Origin of the sequence: Vibrio chagasii (genome assembly GCF_024347355.1) — a bacterium.
GTDB classification, from domain to species: domain Bacteria; phylum Pseudomonadota; class Gammaproteobacteria; order Enterobacterales; family Vibrionaceae; genus Vibrio; species Vibrio chagasii.
The window spans coordinates 1,666,183-1,683,813 of sequence record NZ_AP025466.1; the positions used below are offsets into that span (position 1 = coordinate 1,666,183).

13 protein-coding genes and 1 pseudogene are annotated in these 17,631 nt (G+C 43.9%); 8 read left to right on the top strand and 6 right to left on the bottom strand.

The genetic code is table 11. The features are described from left to right. Positions 1-102: 102 nt before the first annotated feature. Positions 103-780 carry a MaoC family dehydratase gene (locus OCV52_RS23155; RefSeq protein WP_137406740.1) on the top strand — a complete coding sequence of 226 codons (678 nt, stop codon included), beginning with the start codon at positions 103-105 and terminating at the stop codon, positions 778-780. 91 nt (positions 781-871) lie between these two features. Here OCV52_RS23155 and OCV52_RS23160 read toward each other — a convergent pair whose 3' ends face one another. Then, positions 872-1,687, bottom strand: a complete 816-nt coding sequence (locus OCV52_RS23160) for a phosphate ABC transporter substrate-binding protein (protein ID WP_116871339.1) — start codon at positions 1,685-1,687, stop codon at positions 872-874. A gap of 270 nt (positions 1,688-1,957) precedes the next feature. On the opposite strand from OCV52_RS23160, the gene OCV52_RS23165 reads away from it, so the two are divergent. Next, a complete protein-coding gene (locus OCV52_RS23165) occupies positions 1,958-2,320 on the top strand; it encodes a DUF3024 domain-containing protein (RefSeq protein ID WP_061032260.1) in 363 nt (120 codons plus the stop codon). A 97-nt stretch (positions 2,321-2,417) separates the two neighbouring features. On the opposite strand, the gene OCV52_RS23170 is transcribed toward OCV52_RS23165, so the two are convergent. Continuing rightward, positions 2,418-3,248, bottom strand: coding sequence for a helix-turn-helix domain-containing protein (locus OCV52_RS23170; protein ID WP_137406741.1), 831 nt, complete (start codon positions 3,246-3,248; stop codon positions 2,418-2,420). A 165-nt stretch (positions 3,249-3,413) separates the two neighbouring features. Beyond that, the gene (gene rnb / locus OCV52_RS23175; protein ID WP_137406742.1) at positions 3,414-5,420 is read right to left on the bottom strand and encodes an exoribonuclease II; all 2,007 of its coding nucleotides are present in this window, start codon (positions 5,418-5,420) and stop codon (positions 3,414-3,416) included. A 308-nt stretch (positions 5,421-5,728) separates the two neighbouring features. Between rnb and OCV52_RS23180 the strand changes: the two genes are divergently transcribed. Together OCV52_RS23180 and OCV52_RS23185 are read left to right on the top strand one after the other, a co-directional pair. After that, a complete protein-coding gene (locus tag OCV52_RS23180) occupies positions 5,729-7,753 on the top strand; it encodes a DEAD/DEAH box helicase (RefSeq protein ID WP_083803034.1) in 2,025 nt (674 codons plus the stop codon). 652 nt (positions 7,754-8,405) lie between these two features. After that, entirely contained in the window at positions 8,406-9,599 is a 1,194-nt protein-coding gene (locus tag OCV52_RS23185) for an acetate/propionate family kinase (protein WP_008219810.1), read from the top strand. A 466-nt stretch (positions 9,600-10,065) separates the two neighbouring features. Here OCV52_RS23185 and OCV52_RS23190 read toward each other — a convergent pair whose 3' ends face one another. Further along, the gene (locus tag OCV52_RS23190; protein WP_137406743.1) at positions 10,066-11,196 is read right to left on the bottom strand and encodes a fumarylacetoacetate hydrolase family protein; all 1,131 of its coding nucleotides are present in this window, start codon (positions 11,194-11,196) and stop codon (positions 10,066-10,068) included. 103 nt (positions 11,197-11,299) lie between these two features. Here OCV52_RS23190 and OCV52_RS23195 point away from each other — a divergent pair, with 103 nt between their 5' ends. From OCV52_RS23195 to OCV52_RS23205, 3 genes are all read left to right on the top strand, one after another. Then, positions 11,300-11,962: a response regulator transcription factor gene (locus OCV52_RS23195; RefSeq protein WP_137406744.1), complete on the top strand. Its 663-nt coding sequence runs from the start codon at positions 11,300-11,302 to the stop codon at positions 11,960-11,962. Then, positions 11,952-13,166 (top strand): sensor histidine kinase, encoded by a 1,215-nt coding sequence (locus tag OCV52_RS23200; RefSeq protein WP_137406745.1) that lies wholly within the window; start codon positions 11,952-11,954, stop codon positions 13,164-13,166. The genes OCV52_RS23195 and OCV52_RS23200 overlap by 11 nt, the downstream gene beginning before the upstream one ends. A gap of 82 nt (positions 13,167-13,248) precedes the next feature. Beyond that, positions 13,249-14,289, top strand: a complete 1,041-nt coding sequence (locus OCV52_RS23205) for a DUF2860 family protein (RefSeq protein ID WP_137406746.1) — start codon at positions 13,249-13,251, stop codon at positions 14,287-14,289. Between the two features lie 496 nt (positions 14,290-14,785). On the opposite strand, the pseudogene OCV52_RS23210 reads toward OCV52_RS23205, so the two are convergent. Then, positions 14,786-15,625 (bottom strand): annotated as a pseudogene (locus tag OCV52_RS23210) (patatin-like phospholipase family protein). Between the two features lie 87 nt (positions 15,626-15,712). Then, positions 15,713-16,273, bottom strand: a complete 561-nt coding sequence (locus tag OCV52_RS23215; protein ID WP_061032266.1) for a helix-turn-helix domain-containing protein — start codon at positions 16,271-16,273, stop codon at positions 15,713-15,715. Positions 16,274-16,375: 102 nt separating this feature from the next. Here OCV52_RS23215 and OCV52_RS23220 point away from each other — a divergent pair, with 102 nt between their 5' ends. Further along, positions 16,376-17,569 carry a benzoate/H(+) symporter BenE family transporter gene (locus OCV52_RS23220; protein WP_137406747.1) on the top strand — a complete coding sequence of 398 codons (1,194 nt, stop codon included), beginning with the start codon at positions 16,376-16,378 and terminating at the stop codon, positions 17,567-17,569. Positions 17,570-17,631 lie beyond the last annotated feature (62 nt).

The following is a 17,631-nucleotide window of genomic DNA, read 5'->3' on the forward strand; positions in this document are numbered from 1 at the left end:
GTGTTCAGCTAACGCTTGTATGCTCGAAACTATTTGCACAATAGTGTGAACTGTTTCAAAATTACGAAGTTATATTGAAATTTTTTGTGCATTGAGGTTCTTATGAAGGTCATTGATTTATTTAAACACCGAGGCGACAGCTTGTCATCGCAACACTCAGAGTTTATGCAATGGATGTCTCCAGCTCTTAGAGATTACTGGGGCGACTTTCTGAACCGCACACAAAACAGCCACTTCTTTGCGTGGGTTCGTGATCACCACAAACCTGCGGTAAACGAAGATGTGCCAGTAGAGCAACCAATCGTACTAAAACCAGAAGCACAACTTGTGTTTGATGAGCTGAACGAGAAGATTGGTGAAGTTATTCATACTGGCGATTGGATCAATGTAAGCCAAGATCGCATCAACCAATTTGGTCTTGTGACTGAAGACATGCAGTGGATCCACACTGAGCCAGAGAAAGCCGAAACTGATTCTCCGTTCAAAACCACCATCGCACACGGTTTCTTAACTTTGTCTTTGCTTCCGCGTCTAACCGATAGCGTTGATCCTGACAAATCTCAATTCCCAACAGCGAAGATGGTTGTGAACATTGGTCTTAACCAGGTTCGCTTTCCATACCCTGTTAAATCGGGCAGCAACGTTCGTGCAAAAAGTACATTAACGAAAGTAACACCAATTAAGAAAGGTCTAGAGATCGAACGCGAGATTCGCGTAGAAATCGAAGGTGTTCGTCGCCCTGGCGCTGTTATCGTTTCAGTGATTCAACTTCACTTCTAAGTGGTTTGAAAGTAAGCGATTTATAAAGATTCAAAAAAAGAGAGAGCGTGATGCTCTCTCTTTTTGTTTTCATAAGATAAAACTTACTCACTTATTTGATGCGAGTGTAGCCGTATTCTTCAATCAGGTCTTGGCCTTGTTTAGATTTCACGAACTTGATGAAGTCTTTGCTCTCTTCAGAAACTGAATCCGTCTTGTGCAGCAATAAGAATGGGCGAGCCAGTTCATAGCTGTGGTTTGCGATGTTTTTAGATGTCGGCTCTACGCCTTCAAAAGTGATGGCCTTGATAGAGCGGTCGATTGAACCAACAGAGATAAAGCCGATAGCGTGTGGGTTGTGATTTACGATCGTTTTCACCATGCTGTTGCTGTTAACAACTAAGTTATTTGGGTTGATGTCAGACACTAAACGGTCGTTAATGATCTTTGTTAAACCAAGTAAGCTTTCGAAGCTGTAGCGTGAACCTGAAGACGCTTCACGAGTCACAACCGCGATAGGTTGATCGGCACCACCCACTTCTTTCCAATTGGTGATTTTACCTTTGTAGATATCAAATAGTTGCTCGCGAGAAACGTTACTCACGCTGTTTGAACGGTTAGTTACAACAGCTAGACCATCAAAGGCAATAGGGAATACCTTGAGTTTGTCACTCTGTTCTTGGTCAGTTAAGTAGCGTGAGCTCATGCCGATATCAGCCACACCTTTATTAACCATGGTAATACCCGCTGTCGAGCCGATGCCCTGAACGGCAATGTAGTTATCAGGGTGAGTCTTGTTGTACTCCTCAGCTAATACGTCCATCACTCGAGAAACAGAAGTGGAGCCCGAAATATTGGTTTCTTGTGCAAAAGCAGCTTGAGAAGACAGGGCTAAGGATAAAAGAGAGGCAAGCGCGACTCGTAACATAAACAACTCCTAGTTAATAACATTTGTCGCATATGATAGGTCGGTTATATGACACTTTTGTGAAATTCCATACGCTCTTTGTATGGTGGTTGAATGAGTCAATGAACGCGTAATTCAGCAATAACAATGGTAAGTTTATTCACACAAAATCCGTTAATGGGAGCGTGATTGTGATTTTGTATGAGGACGTTCGCTAAAATGTTGGTTGAGTTCTAAGCTAATTAAAGGGATTCCTACTTAGAGAATGCCTATGAAGTTACAAGGAGTGTTATGTCCGTCATTCATATCGAACTTAATCGCCTTCTCGTTGGGGCTGAAAAGCTCTGCACTTCCCGTAATAGCAGTTTACCTGTCGAACTCGGTAAATCGTTATATGAAGAGTGTAAAGGCGGCGTGATGTTCTCACAGGCTCATTATCTGCTCGACTCATCTCATAGTGATTACACAAACGACATTGCCTGCGTGACGTTTGATGAGCATTCTGCTTGCTGGTTGGTTACTGTGCCATTAGAGAGTGATGAAACAACCGATATCATCGCTTGGGGGCCTTATCCGTACCTTCCTCAATCCAAAGACCTTGATGCTGTGTTGTCTGAAATAGAAAAAGACCCTAAATCGTATTTTTGGTCATAAAGGTCTGTTTTAACTCGCTGGTGGCGTGGCACTAGAGCTACGCCTTCTGTTCATTCTCAATCAAGCAAATAGTTTGCTCTAGGTGTCAGGCCGCGTCTTACACTTGTGGTTTCATGCTTTGTAATTGAGATTGTGCGATGAGAGAACGGAAATCTTTCGGTGTCTTCCCATGATACGTTTTAAAGGCTGTGCTGAAGTGCGCAGCGCTCTTAAAGCCAGACTCATACGCGATTTGAGTAATGGATTTAGTCGACGTTCTAAGTTGCGTTGCGGCATGGGCAATACGTTTAATCTTTAATAAGTTTGAAAATGAAAGATCTTCAGCCGATAAACGGCGTTTCAGTGTGGCTGGCGACATTCCGATGTAGCTGGCTAGTGTGTCTAAAGAGATATTATTTTCAATATTCTGTTCAATGTAGTGAATGACTTTTTGCGTCACCGTTAACCTTGAAGCTCGTGCGATGATAACCAGCAGAGCAGGGTATTGTTCGACCATCAGTGAAAGCAAACCTAACCCTAATTGAGTGAGTGCGTAGTCATTTTTAGCTGAAGAATGAGCTAAAGACATTATGAGATCTTTCAGCTCGCAGATCTCTGTATCAGTTTGGTTGAATTTGATGTACTGGTTGGGGACTCGAGTGGATTCTAGGTCGCTGAATTGGTTGATGAACTTCTGGAAAATATCTAAATCAAAATCTAAGCAGGTTGCGCTGAATTCGCCGTTTTCTGTATCTACTGTGATGTCTTTGATTTGGCCTGAGTTATAAAGTGTGAAATCGCCTGCCTGCAATGAGGCTTCGGTGCCATCGGGGAGCACGAAAGAGATACTGCCTTTTGAAACGATGAAAATACCATTTTTAGAGGCGGGGTACCGTTCTCGTTTCCTGGGGATGAAGTTTCTGAATTGAGTAACTGTTATTGATGACATAATGTGCTTCTTTGACATTGTAAACGAGTTGCTTATTAGTTTTAGTATTGTTTAAGCATGAGACATTTACAAAAAAGGCGCTAATAATTAGCGCCTTTAGAAGTGAACCTTTGAAGCTTGTGACCTTGAAAGCTTTGACCTTGAAAGGCCTATCCTTTACAGCTATTAAGCTTCGGTTTCGTTTGTTGTTTCAGGCTCGCTAGGCAAGTCCGCAAATACTTGAGTAGGTTTTGCTACTAAGTTACGGTTTTCCTGATTAACTTCAGAGAGAACTACTTCTAAAACGTCTCCCAGTTTGTATACCATTTCTTTATCGATAGATACAGTACCCATATCACTGTTGCACTCGATTCTTTCTTTATTATCAAGAATGAGAGAACCAGGGATAAATGCAGCGGCACCATTCTCTAGCAAGCGAACACGCATACCAGCACGGTTGATGTCAAAGATTTCTGCTTGGAAGCGTGTTTCTTCAACTGGCGCGTTAGCTAACGTGCGAGCATACAACCAATCACCTACATTACGCTCAGCCATACCGTGATGGCGGCGGTGTAGTGCAAGTTCATCACCAATAGTCTCGTCTGGTGTTTGAATTGGCGCTTTACCAAGGATATGTGCCTTAAGCATACGATGGTTAATCATGTCACCGTACTTACGAATTGGAGAAGTCCAAGTCGCGTAAATGTCTAGACCCATTGCGTAGTGTGGTGCAGGTTCGTTGCTGATTTCACTGTACGCTTGGAACTTGCGGATACGGTTATCGTAGTAGTTATTATCTAAAGAGCCTAACCAGCGGCGCAGTGCAGCAAAACCTTCAAGAGAAACGATCTGGTCTTCTGTAAATGGTGTTTCTGCTTGTGGGTTAACCAGTTCAAGAACGTCTGCGACTTTCTCTGCTTTGAAACCAGAGTGGCAGTTAAACACACCTTGGTTGAAGCTCTCTTTCAGTACTCGACCCGCACAGATGTTTGCGCTGATCATTGATTCTTCAACCAACTTGTTCGCACTACGACGCATGTCTGCGTGAATGGCAACAACATCGTTATCTTCGCTCAGTTCAAAGCGGTAGTCAGGACGGTCAGGGAACACAACAGCATTTGCTGAGCGCCATGCTGAACGTGCTTGTGCAAATTCGTGTAGGTCAGAAACAATCGCTGCGATTTCTTCAGATGGTTGCCACTTCTCTGATGTGCCTGTTTCTAGCCAGTCTGATACGTTGTCGTACGCTAGACGAGCGTGAGATTTAATGTTCGCCGCGAAGAAGTTGATGTCATCGCCAATAACGCCATCTTTAGACACGGTGACTGTGCAGCAGAGGGCAGGGCGAATTTCATTCTCGATAAGCGAACATAGGTTATCTGCAAGGTCACGAGGTAACATTGGGATGTTACGACCAGGCAAGTAAATCGTGAAGCCGCGTTCGCGTGCCACTTTGTCCATTGCGTCATCAGGAGAGATGTAAGCGGTAGGATCAGCAATCGCGATGGTCAGTTCAAAATCACCGTTCTCTTTCTTCTTCGCGTAAAGTGCATCGTCCATATCTTTTGTGCTTTCGCCATCGATAGTCACAAAAGGAACATGGGTCATGTCTATACGTTCAAGATCGGCATCGTCATTGATTTGCCAATTATCGATACCTTCAGGTTCACTATTTGGTAGGTCATTTTGTGCAAGTGTTACCCACCAAGGTGCGATCTTGTCGTCAGCGTCAGTGATCTTTTCTGAGATTTGAGCTAAGAAGCCGTTGTCACCTTTCAATGGGTGCTGAATGATATGAGCAACAACCCAGTCGCCTTCTTTAAGCGTTTCTGGGTTTAGGCCTTTCTTTGCTTTCGCTTTTAGTTGCAGCTTTTTAAGCTGAGGGTGGTCAGGTACAACGTTTAAGCGGCCTTTGAAAAGCTTAACTCGTGCAATAAAGCGAGTAAGACCTTGTTCAACCAATTCTTCTGGCTCTGCAACTTCACGCTCTTTCTCGGTGCGAATGATGGCAATTACTTTGTCACCGTGCACACATTTCTTCATGTATGGAGGCGGGATGAAGTAGCTTGTTTTGCTGTCGACTTCTAGAAAACCAAACCCTTTTTCAGTGGCTTTGATTGTGCCTTCCTTTTTTGGGAGGGTTTCTTGGATTTGTTGCTTAAGCTGAGCGAGTAGAGGGTTATCTTGAAACATCTTACTTTTATCTTACGAGAACAATTGAGCACACTATAATCATTGCGGGGCCTGATTACTACTTAAAGCCGAAGGGAGAGCAAATAAATTACCTTCTTATTTACTATGTTCAATTCAATTGATGTAAACGGCTATGACGAGATATTCATCAAGTTTTGACGATATGATAGCCAGCATTGAAAGAAAACCGAAAAATATGTGATGTAATTCAATTTTTTCTGGCTTTTTTTATGCATTTAAGGAATAATCCGCCTCCCTTAGACGTCCCTAATGGCTTGAAGTGTTTTATTACTGCTTCGTAACTCTGAATGGAATCAGTATCTGATTGGATCAGTATTGGAAATGGTAGAGCTCCCGGGACCTTTTGTTTACTTATATATAGTGGGATCCCAATGTCCGAATCTGTAATTCAATTTAATGAATTAGCCCTAAACGAAAACATTCTTTCAGCTCTTGATAGCATGGGTTTCGTTTCTCCAACTCCAATCCAAGCAGCAGCTATTCCTCTTCTTCTTGAAGGCCGTGACGCACTAGGTAAAGCACAGACTGGTACTGGTAAAACAGCAGCATTCTCTCTGCCTTTACTAAACAAAATCAACCTAAACCAACACAAACCACAAGCAATCATCATGGCTCCTACTCGTGAGCTAGCGATCCAAGTTGCTGCGGAAATCAAAAACCTAGGCCGTGACATCAAAGGTCTTAAAGTTATTGAAATCTACGGTGGTGCTTCAATCGTTGACCAAATGCGCGCTCTAAGCCGTGGTGCTCACATTGTTGTTGGTACTCCAGGTCGTGTTAAAGACTTACTAACTCGTGACCGTCTACACCTAGATGAAGCACACACATTTGTTCTTGATGAAGCAGATGAAATGCTAAAAATGGGCTTCGTAGATGACGTTACTTGGATCCTTGAGCAAGCTCCAGAATCTGCACAGCGTGTACTTTTCTCTGCAACTATGCCTCCAATGGTTAAGACTATTGTTGACCGTTACCTACGTAACCCGGCTAAAGTTGACGTTGCTGGTACTAACCACACAGTTGATAAAGTAGCGCAGAACTTCTGGGTTGTTAAAGGCGTAGAAAAAGACGAAGCAATGTCTCGTCTTCTTGAAACTGAAGAAACTGACGCGTCTATCGTATTCGTACGTACTCGTCAAGATACTGAGCGTCTAGCTGATTGGCTATCTGCACGTGGCTTTAAAGCTGCTGCACTGCACGGTGATATTCCTCAGTCTCTACGTGAGCGTACTGTTGATCACATCAAACAAGGTGTTATCGATATCCTAGTTGCAACTGACGTTGTAGCTCGTGGTCTTGATGTTCCACGTATCACTCACGTATTCAACTACGACATCCCATTCGATGTTGAATCTTACATCCACCGTATTGGTCGTACTGGCCGAGCTGGACGTAAAGGTAAAGCGATCCTTCTAGTTCGCACAAACCAAATTCGTATGCTTCGCACTATCGAGCGCGTAACTAAGTCTACAATGGAAGAAATCCAACTTCCTCTACGTGACCAAGTTGCTGCAGCACGTGTTGCTAAGCTAGGTGCTGAGCTTGAAACAGAGAAAGAAAGCAAAGCTCTAGAAAACTTCGCAGGTCTTATTACTACCCTGCAAGAGTCTCTAGACGTTGATGCTGCTACTCTAGCTGCAATGCTTCTTAAGCGTCAGCAAGGTAAGAGCCCACTGTTCTACATTGGTGAAGACCCAATGATCGCTGCTATCGAGCGTGACAAGAACCGTCGTAAAGAGCGTCGTGAAAACCGTGATAACGGTGGCCGTGACTTCAATACTCAAGACTGGGATACTTACCAACTACAAGTTGGCCGTGAGCAAGGTGTTCAGGTTAAAGATATCGTTGGCGCACTTGCAAACGAACTTGGCCTAACTAAAGGTTCTATCGGTGCTATCAAACTTGACCAAGGTTCAACTTACGTTCAACTGCCAAAAGCAATGAACTCTGAAACTGCTGGTAAACTAAGCAAGCTACGCATCCGTCAAAAAGAAGCTGGTGCTGTTGTTGTAGACTTCAACGATTTCCGTGAACCACGTCGTGGTAACGGTGGCCGTGGCGGTCGTGATGGTGGTCGTGGTGGTTACCGCGGAAACCGTGATGGCAACCGCGATGGTAATCGTGAAGGCGGTCGCGGTGGATACCGTGGCAACCGTGACGGTAACCGCGATGGCAACCGTGAAGGCGGCCGTGATGGCGAGCGTCGTTTCGACCGTAACCGTGGTGGCGATCACCGTGGCAACTACCGTGGCGAACGTGGCCATGGCAACGGCGGTAACCGTGGTCGTCGTCCAGAGCGCAACGAAGGTTAATCAACCTTTAGCTTAGACGCTCTAGTCTAGACACTGAATTTAAAAGCCGAGCATTATGCTCGGCTTTTTTGTGCCTGCTTGTTCATTCTTCCGACCGCACTGCGCATAACTAATGCACCTTACTTCACGCCAAGATTAATATTACTTCTGCAACCCAGTTAGAAATGATTGTTCAAACTCCCGGATGAAGGGAGCAATCACTCTATCTTGCTCCGTTAACGTAGCTGTATAGCATTGTAAGGCTATACTTAAATTACGTGCTACCAGTCGAGGTAGTAGTAATAAAAGCCTCTTAAATTGCTGTGTAGTCTGTTTACGCAGGGCTCAACTTCTAGAGCATGGAGAGTGTGGGATAGGGTGAGTATTGTTGCTTTGTTTCATGATGTTGACCGTCTTACCGGATCACTCAAATCAAGTTAAAAATAGTTCAAGCATTCGTTTGCTTTGTAAGTTTGTTCATTTTCATATTCAACTATTTTTTAATTTTGCTCTCGAAATAAATAAATTAATGACTAAGGTCAACTTAATTGTGTTGATTTGGTGATTTTTTCAAAACAAAAGTTGAAAGATTCAAAAATTATTGAATAATGGGCTTAACTAAAATTGAAGTAAACACTTCATCTAATTCGTACTGAAACAGGATCCATATCCAATGTCTAATTCGTTTGTTCTGGTTATTAACTCGGGTAGTTCATCCCTAAAATTTGCTGTCATTGATTCTGTTTCTGGTGAAGCAGTGTTGAGTGGCTTAGGGGAGTGTTTTGGTCTTGAAGATGCTCGTATGAGCTGGAAATACCAAGGCGAGAAAACTGAAATTGCTATTCAGGGTGAAGGTAGCCACCACAAGATTGCTATTGGCAAATTGGTAGGCCTGATGGAAGACCTTGGTTTCACGGCAGATATCGTGGCTATCGGTCACCGTATCGTTCACGGCGGTGAGAAGTTCACTCAAACGGTTCGCATTACTGAAGAAGTAACGAACGAGATTGAAAGCCTATCTGATCTTGCTCCACTTCATAACCCAGCAGGTGCTATCGGCATCCGCGCTGCGATTGAAGCTTTCCCTTCTCTGCCTCAGTTCGCTGTATTTGATACGGCTTTCCACCAAACAATGCCACAACGCGCATTTACTGGTGCAATCGCTAAAGAACTATACACAGACTTCGGTGTACGTCGTTACGGCTTCCACGGTACTAGCCACTACTTCGTAAGCCGTGAAGCTGCGAAGATGCTAAACAAGCCTGTTGAAGAATCTAGCTTCATCTCTGTTCACCTAGGTAACGGCGCATCAGTATGTGCTATCAAAGACGGTAACAGTGTTGATACGTCAATGGGTTTCACACCACTTTCTGGCCTTATGATGGGTACACGTTGTGGTGACTTAGACCCAGGCATCATTGAATACCTTCTTAAGAAAGGTTGGTCACAAGAGCAAGTCTTCAACTCTCTTAACAAGGAGTCTGGCTTCCTAGGTGTGTCTGGTCTTACGAGCGATGCTCGTGGCATTTTAGAAGCTATGGAAGAGGGTCATGAAGGCGCTAAGCTGGCTTTCGAAGTATTCACATACCGTGTAGCTAAATACGTTGCTTCTTACCTTGCAACACTAGATTCTCTAGACGGCATCATCTTCACAGGTGGTATCGGTGAGAACTCTCTACCAATCCGTCGTGAGATCCTTAAAAACCTTAAGATCCTAGGTTTTGTTGAAGATGTTGCTGGTAACGAATCTGCTCGCTTTGGCGCAGACGGCATCATCGCTAAGTCTGAGATGCTAGATGCAGTAGCAATGGTTATCCCAACCAACGAAGAGTTCGTGATTGCTCAACAGTCGGTAGAGCTTCTGTAATTTAGCTTAAAACTAAATACTGAAAAGCGAGCCCAAGTGGCTCGCTTTTTTGTTTTAAATGTTGGATAGGCTTATCGCTAAATACCTAAACCGAAAGCAGCCATCGTTAGATGCTTTGTTGTCTGGGAATCACTTTCAGACTCTTCTAGACAGCTAGCCAATCGTGACTTACTTCTGCCTAGAAATGTGTTACACCTTTTGCTTATTTCTATCTTGTTTATGGGTTTATACCCAACAAAAATTTTCTGATGCCACAACTGTCAAAGTAATTAGGCGCAGAGCGATCTAAATCGCTGGCAGCTCTAGAACTACCACGTCCTCAGATGTGCTAATACTGTCTGTATTCGTGTTAATTTGTTCACCAGAAGTTTTATTGATACACGCGCCCAATTAATCAGGCACGTGTACTTATGGAGTTCAGAAAACAATGAGCAAACTAAGATTAAAGTGTCGTTAGTTTGGGTGTCTAGTTGATAATATCGATGTCTATGCTTCCCAAATAGGTGCCGGTTAGCTGCACCTTATCGCCAGCTTGCAAGTAACTTTTGTTATCAAAGCTTTCCTCGATGTATTGCTCCAGAATATAGTCTACAGGACCTGAATCTAAGAATGAAAAGGTTGCGAACCACTTGATGGATTTGGATATTCTGTAACCCCATCCTGGAGTGTTGTAAACGACACCCGCTGGGGTACCTGTCACGAGATTTTGGTTTGGGTTAATCCCTTGTTGACCGAATAACGTGACGTCTTGACCTTGATATCGCCAGATAGGCTGCTCACCCTTTTCTAGAATCATTTCAATCAGAGATTTGGGCTCACGAATCATTTCAGAGGCAGCGGTTTGTTGGCGCTGCTCACCATTGACATAGGTGGTTAGCGACACGCTCTTTAAGAAGGAGTTCCAATCTTTGGGAACCACAATGTAAGGTCCGGTTGGGAAGCGTGATTGTCCACTTTTCGCATCACTAAATCCATGACCTGATGTAACGTTGTCGACATCAATCTTCCGCAACAGCTCCGCTCTGTCAGTAAAGTCACCACATACAAATAGCCCCGCATAACCATCGCTTTGTTTAGGGCTAACTATAGGTTTAACCCACCTCATACACAGCTCTACCTCGTAATCCAGAAGTACATTCTTTTGGTAGCGGATCTTAGTGTGGTTTGGTGTTGGCTTGGAAAACTTAGGAAATAGGAAGACTTCGTCAATATCTGCTTCTTCTCCGTGCTCTAAGTAGTTAGTGCCTGCTGCGATATGCTCAGATCCTTGCCCGCCTGCTGCGAGTAGTTGTTTGTAGTCTAGGGATGTAACTGGGAGGTCGTAATGTACGTCAGACAAAGTGCTATAGCCGTATCGGTCGATAAAGCTTAGTGCTTCGCTCGGGTAATAGTCAAAATGTTCACTTAGATTGATCGCTTTTACACTTTTTCCCGTAGATTCAGTGACTAAATACGTATGGGTTTGACCTGATGGGTTGAGTGCTTGTGCGAGTGTAAGGGCAACGTCAGAGGGCGCGATTTCCGTCGAATGAGCATAATTGATTGACGACAAAGCGAATAGTGCTGTGAAACTGATTAGTTTTGGTGATACTTTCATTTTAACTCTCCGTTTGGTTGATGTGATCACATTACGCTTGCCAATGTCACAATTACGTCACCAATCTTCGAGCTAATACAGTAGTCATTGAAAAGGAAATTACATGAGAATACTTGTCGCGGAAGACAACCACGCAACCGCAGCTAATTTAGGTGATTATTTAGAGCTCTTTGGTCACGATATTGACTTTGCGTATAATGGGCAGGCCGCTATTCAATTGTTAGATGAGTCGCGATTTGATCTGATAATATTGGATATTATGATGCCAGTAATGAACGGCTTAACGGCTTGTAGTGCTATTCGTGCGGGTCGTCACGCTGATATACCCATTATCTTTTTGACTGCGAGAGATACACTTGAGGATAAATTAGCAGGCTTCAAAGCCGGCGCTGATGACTACTTGGTGAAGCCGTTTGAGTTACAAGAGTTGCACGCTAGAGTCGAAGCACTCGAGGCGAGAAATCAACGCCGCTTAAGTCCAGAGTTTCGATACGGCGCTTTGGTTTACGATGTCGGTACCGATACTGTCACGGCTAATGATGAAACACTTGCTCTAGACCCAACTCAAAAACGTATCGTTTGCTTACTCATAAAAAAAGCCCCCAAACTCGTCGATAATCAAGACATTGCGTACCAAATCTGGAAAGGCGATGAGCCCGAAGAAACGAGCGCATTACGCACTCAAATATACCGCCTGAGAAAGGCATTGCCAGAAGGGATACTCGTTACAGAGCGTGGTAGAGGGTATCGACTTAATGCTGTTTAATGTGAAACGCTCATTGAGACAATGGTACTTTGGTCACCTTCGGCATCAAGTTTTTACCGTAATGTCGGCATTGATGTTGCTGGTGGTCATTGCGATAGGAGTGATTGCGTGGGCGGCTACTGAAATAGCCGCCGACAGTTTTATCAACCAACGCGTAAAGTTACTACAACAACAATGGATACAAACATCCTTAATGGCCAGCGAGTGGACTAGCCCTGAAGATAATTTCCTTGCCGTCTACCAATTTGAAGATGATAACAAACCGAGTTTTCTTGAAAGCATAACAAACTTAGGGATAGAAGAATTTGAGCTTAGCGATGCTCATACGGTGACTTTTATGTCACCGTTTCAACAACAGTGGCTTCACTTTGTCTATTACCCTGAACTGGATCCTCAAATGGTCGATTATGGCGAAGGAGTGATGGCTTATGTTGGGTACATGATGGTCGTTGTGTTTGCTTTAGGACTGGTTGTTGCTCACTTACTGTCAGGTTATTTTAGCGGTCCAATTGACCTTTTGGTCCATCAAATTCAACATCCATCTGATAACATTAATGATAGTGCCATTTCGTCGCGCAAAGATGAAATAGGGGCACTGTATCGGACTTATCACCAAGCCTATTCTAGGATTCAATTCTTTTTGAAGCGAGAGCAACAGTTTACTCGCTTTGCCAGCCATGAATTACGAACGCCGGTCAATGTGATTCTCGGCGCGACCGATCTTCTACAAATCGCAGAAGTTAATGATAAAAAACGGCAAATAATTAGTCGTATTCAAGTCGCAAACAAAGAGATGGATAACTTGATCAATACCTTTTTGTTACTTGGCAGGGAAGAAAAGGGGATCCAGCCTAAAAAGTCACTACAGGCAGTCATTAACGAAACGATCGAGCAGCATCACTTTTTGTTCTCTGGTCGAAGTATCCAACTAGAACAAGTTTTGCGCTCGGATGTTGAAGTAGAAAGTTACTTTGCAAAGGTCATTGTCGCGAACCTTATCCGTAATGCGATGAGTTATACCGATTGCTATGTATCCATCCATTTAAAAGGGCGGCGACTTGTGATTGGAAATGATGTTAGGGAACACGATGGGCAAGGCTTTGGTCATGGAGATGAAATTATTTCAGCGGTCTGTAAGAGTGCCAACTGGCGCTATCATTTGTCGGTGACATCTCACAAAGCTAAAGCTGTGGTTTATTTTTAAATAAGTTAACCGGTGAGTTGTGACTTTGTTGTGACACAAGTCTAAGTAGAGTCTGACTATCAAAGCACATAAGGATAGTACGATGATTCACTCAAACTTGTTAGTTCACCCAGTTTTATTTACGCCTTCGTTGAGTCTTATGCAGAGAAACAAGGTGACCATGTCATTCTCACTAAAAGGTTACCTTAAGCTGTTAGCAGTTGGATGCGTGTTGGCTAGTTCTACAGTGTATGCAGAAGAACACAGCACTGTTGGCTTTCATGGTAGTGTCAGTCTTTTTACGGGGGTAGATGGTACTAACTCGGTGATGGATACCGAGTCCCAAGCTAAAATTACTGACTATTCAGGTTCTCAAGAACGTCAGAATGAAGCGGTTGTTATTCCGTTTTGGGATCTTAACTATCGTTTTGATGATTCAAATGAAGTGTATTTTAAAACCGATATTGTTGGAATGGCGAGCGACTTTTACACGCAAGCTGGATATCGTCATTATTTGACTGACGGCTCAAATATAGCGATTGGTGTGGTGCCGGGGTTGTTGGAGAAAGAAGTCTGGAAAAACCCATATCAGTTGCAATCAGATAGAACGACGACAAACGCTGCTGTGCAAGGTCTTGTTTTGAATTATGACCGAGTTTTGGGTTCAGATTGGTCTCTTGAATTAGCTCACGGGAAGTATTCTTTAGACCAAGAAGACAGCCTAGCAGCGCTCGATAGAAATTCGAATCTTAGCTATGTCGAACTAAATTACATGACTGACTTAAGTGAATCATGGGGAGTCGAGTGGTTGATCAATTATCTAGATGTTGATGCCTCTGGCTCGGCATTAAAGAGCCAGCGTATTAGTACCGAAGCTGAATTTCAACTAAGAAACGGGCGACACATTACAATGCTAGCGGGCAGCGTTGGACTTCAAAAATTTGATGACACAAACCCTCTCTGGAAGCGAACTCGAGAAGATACGAAGTTAGGTGTGTCAGCGACATACATATATGCGATGCCATTTGATTGGAAGAATACACTTTTCATTGCGAGAGGTGGGTGGGACATCACTGACGCTAATATTGATTTCTATGACCATGATGAATACTTGGTGACTTTAGGAATGCAATATCAATTCTGAAAAGCCAACGTATTTAAAGTGGGTAAATGGCACTGATGCTTCTTCAGTTTCATTTACCTTTTTTATGATTTTGATAGAGAAGGTTACTCGCCGTGTTTTGACTCTTCCATAGCGAATCTAGAGTGACTCTAACTTATTGGCTATCCAAAGGTTAGGGCGCCCTTTGCAAACTATGTCTGGGCCTTTAGATGAGCAGCCCAGTGTCGTGGATGGGTGAGTTTGTACACTAGATTGTAGGCTTTGTTGTAATAGAAGTAATCCGTTAAATGCTAATTTAGAAAAATCACTGTCATGCTTCTGTCCAACTCCGTGTTAGTAGATGCAATACTAATAGGTTGCCAACCAATGAAGAGTTTGTGATTGCTCAGCAATCGGTAGAGCTTCTGTAATTTAGCCTAATACTAAATACTGAAAAGCGAGCCCAAGTGGCTCGCTTTTTTGTTTTATAGCTAGAGAACGGAGATTAAAATAGGCTTCTTGGCATTGAGTGGCTGCTTTATGTTTGTGTAACGAATCGCTCTGCTGCCCTCAGCCCCATTTGGTAACCGGCTTCAAGTTTGTCTTTATCTGTGGTTAATCTTCCGACAGCAAAACTATCGTCCGGCACGATGACCTTAATGGTGCAATCGTGAGGTGGGTTCTCAATAAACTCTAAGGTTTGATTGTATTGTTCTGCACGCGTGATCATGGCCTCAGCCAGTTGAGGTGTCTCTTTCATTAGGCGACGTAAGAGCCAAGGTGCTTTCGGTGGGCGCTTTTTGTAACCCTGCTTTTGCGAGAGGATCACCGTGATCTGTTTCGCCCCTTGTTTATAAGCCTCAATCACGGGAATGGAATCGACCACTCCACCGTCTATCATCTTTTTACCATTTACTCTCAGAGGCGTGCGGTAGGCCATAGGGACAGAGCAGGACGCTTTGAGGAGTTCTTCTAGGTTACTCTTTTCACCCTGCGTGTAGAGCGGCTAACCGGTTTCAACGTCCGTGGTCACGACTTGAAAGGGGAGCGGCTGTTTATCGAAGGCTTCCATATCGTATGGATAGTGCTGTGCGATATGATCCCAAAGCCAGTCGAGGTCAAGCAAGTGTCCACCTTTGGCAAACTTCTTGAAGTTAATAAACTCGGGTTGGCATGAGTAGTCGGAAATAATGGTATAGGTTCGGCCGCGTTGGTTAGATAACCAAGAGGCTAAATTGGTTGAGCCCGCAGAGACGCCGATGCAGAAGTCGAACGGGTTGTATTGGTGGTCGATAAAGCCATCTAGTACCCCAGCGGCAAAGATGCCACGCATTGCACCACCTTCTACAACTAGGGCATGTTTTGATTTTAGTGTCATTTGATTATGGACTCCCTAACTCTTATAGATGCATATCCTTTCACTGTTATTAATACTAGATAAATGGTCGGATGTGTAGGCTAACCATTATTTTACAGGGTAGTGAATTACGTTATGGAACATCGCATTGTCTTCACCGAGGTTCTTATATCCGTGCTTTTGGTTAGCATTAAAGCGAACGGCTTGCCCTGCTTGTAATGTTTGCCATTCACCATCAAAAAGCACGGCCATCTCTCCTGAGATACATAATATGTGCTCGGTAACGCCAGTGTTATGCGGGTCGGATTCATGTTGATAGCCAGGTGCGAGGGTTAGCTCGAAGATCTCAAACCCTAATGCTTCCTCAAAAGGAAATAATAAGCTGACGAAGAAACCAACGTTATATTCCTCACGCCTTAACTCGTTTGCATCTCTGAATAAACTCGTCAGCTCATTGTTCGAACTTTCTGTGATGAAACTGGAAAATGACACTTCAAACCCAGATGCGATCTGCCAGAGCTTAGCGACGGTTGGGCTGGACTCCCCACGTTCAATTTGACCTAACATCGCTTTACTTACGCCTGTCGCTTTTGCTGCTTTATCTAGGCTCCAGCCCTTTTCTTGGCGTAGGCGTTTTAAGTTAGTGCCGACTTTAATTTCTGTTTGCATACTTTTTCTACAAGATTTTTTCTATAAATAGCTTGTGCGTTATAGCGCACAAGTGCTAGGTTTAGCTTATGGACGTTATAACGCACATAGGAACAAAATAACATGACTAAGCTAAAATTTTCCCACGTTAGTACGGGCTTTATTGCTGTATTTATTGGGTATGCAAGTGCTGCAGCGATTATTTACCAGGCTGCGATGAGTGCCGGAGCAACTCAAGAGCAGGTTGCGTCATGGTTCTGGGCGTTGGGAATTGGTATGGGGGCAACCACGATATTGCTCTCTTTCTACTACAAAAAACCGGTTGTGACGGCTTGGTCGACACCGGGAGCAGCACTGTTGATTACTTCGCTTGAAGGTCTGACGATGAATCAGGCAGTTGCTGTATTCCTGTTTAGTTCGTTGTTGATCACGCTAGTCGGTATGGCTGGGATATTTGAGAAAGTACTGAAACAAATACCCACGTCGATTGCATCGGCTATGCTTGCGGGGATTTTATTGCAGTTCGGTTTGGGCTTGTTTACATCGTTAATGGAAGAAGTTCAGATAGTGGTGGTGATGCTTGCTGTGTTTATTTTGGCTAAATCGAGGTTAGGAAACTTGTTGATCCCAAGTATTTTCGTCATTGCTTTGGTGATGTGCGTTGGTTTTGGAAAGCTCGATGTCAGTCAAGTCACGTTAGGTTTAACGACACCGGTATTCATTATGCCTGATTTCGAATTCTTTTCTCTTATCAGCGTTGGTATTCCGCTGTTCATCGTGACGATGGCTTCGCAGAACTTACCGGGGTTTGCGGTGCTAAAAGCAAACGGGTACCAAGTGGATTCATCGAAGATCATCACTACCACGGGTGTGACAGGGTTACTATTAGCGTCGCTCGGAGGCTTTGCGTATAACCTTGCGGCAATCACCGGAGCGATCTGTATGGGCCCCAATGCCGATGACGATCCCAAAACGCGTTATATGGCGGGAATCTCGATGGGCGTGTTCTACTTGTTAGCTGGCGTGATGGGCATGTCATTTGTGTCCTTGTTTAGCGCGGTTCCTTCAGCGGTAGTCATCGCTGTCGCGGGGTTAGCGGTGATGCCTACATTGATGAACTGTTTAGCGGTTTCCATGGCAGACAACCACTACAGAGAGCCAGCGTTGTTTACGTTCTTATTTACAGCTTCTGGTACGAATTTATTGGGTATCGGAAGTGCGTTCTGGGGGCTTTGTATTGGTTTACTTTGTTGCTGGTTACACAATTACAAAGTCAGAACGAATGGGGACAATAGAGCTTCACAAGCTCAGTCATAGTGATGCTTGATGAAAGGCGCTAGTGAGCGATGGTTTACTAGCGCCTTTTTGTTTACGAGGTA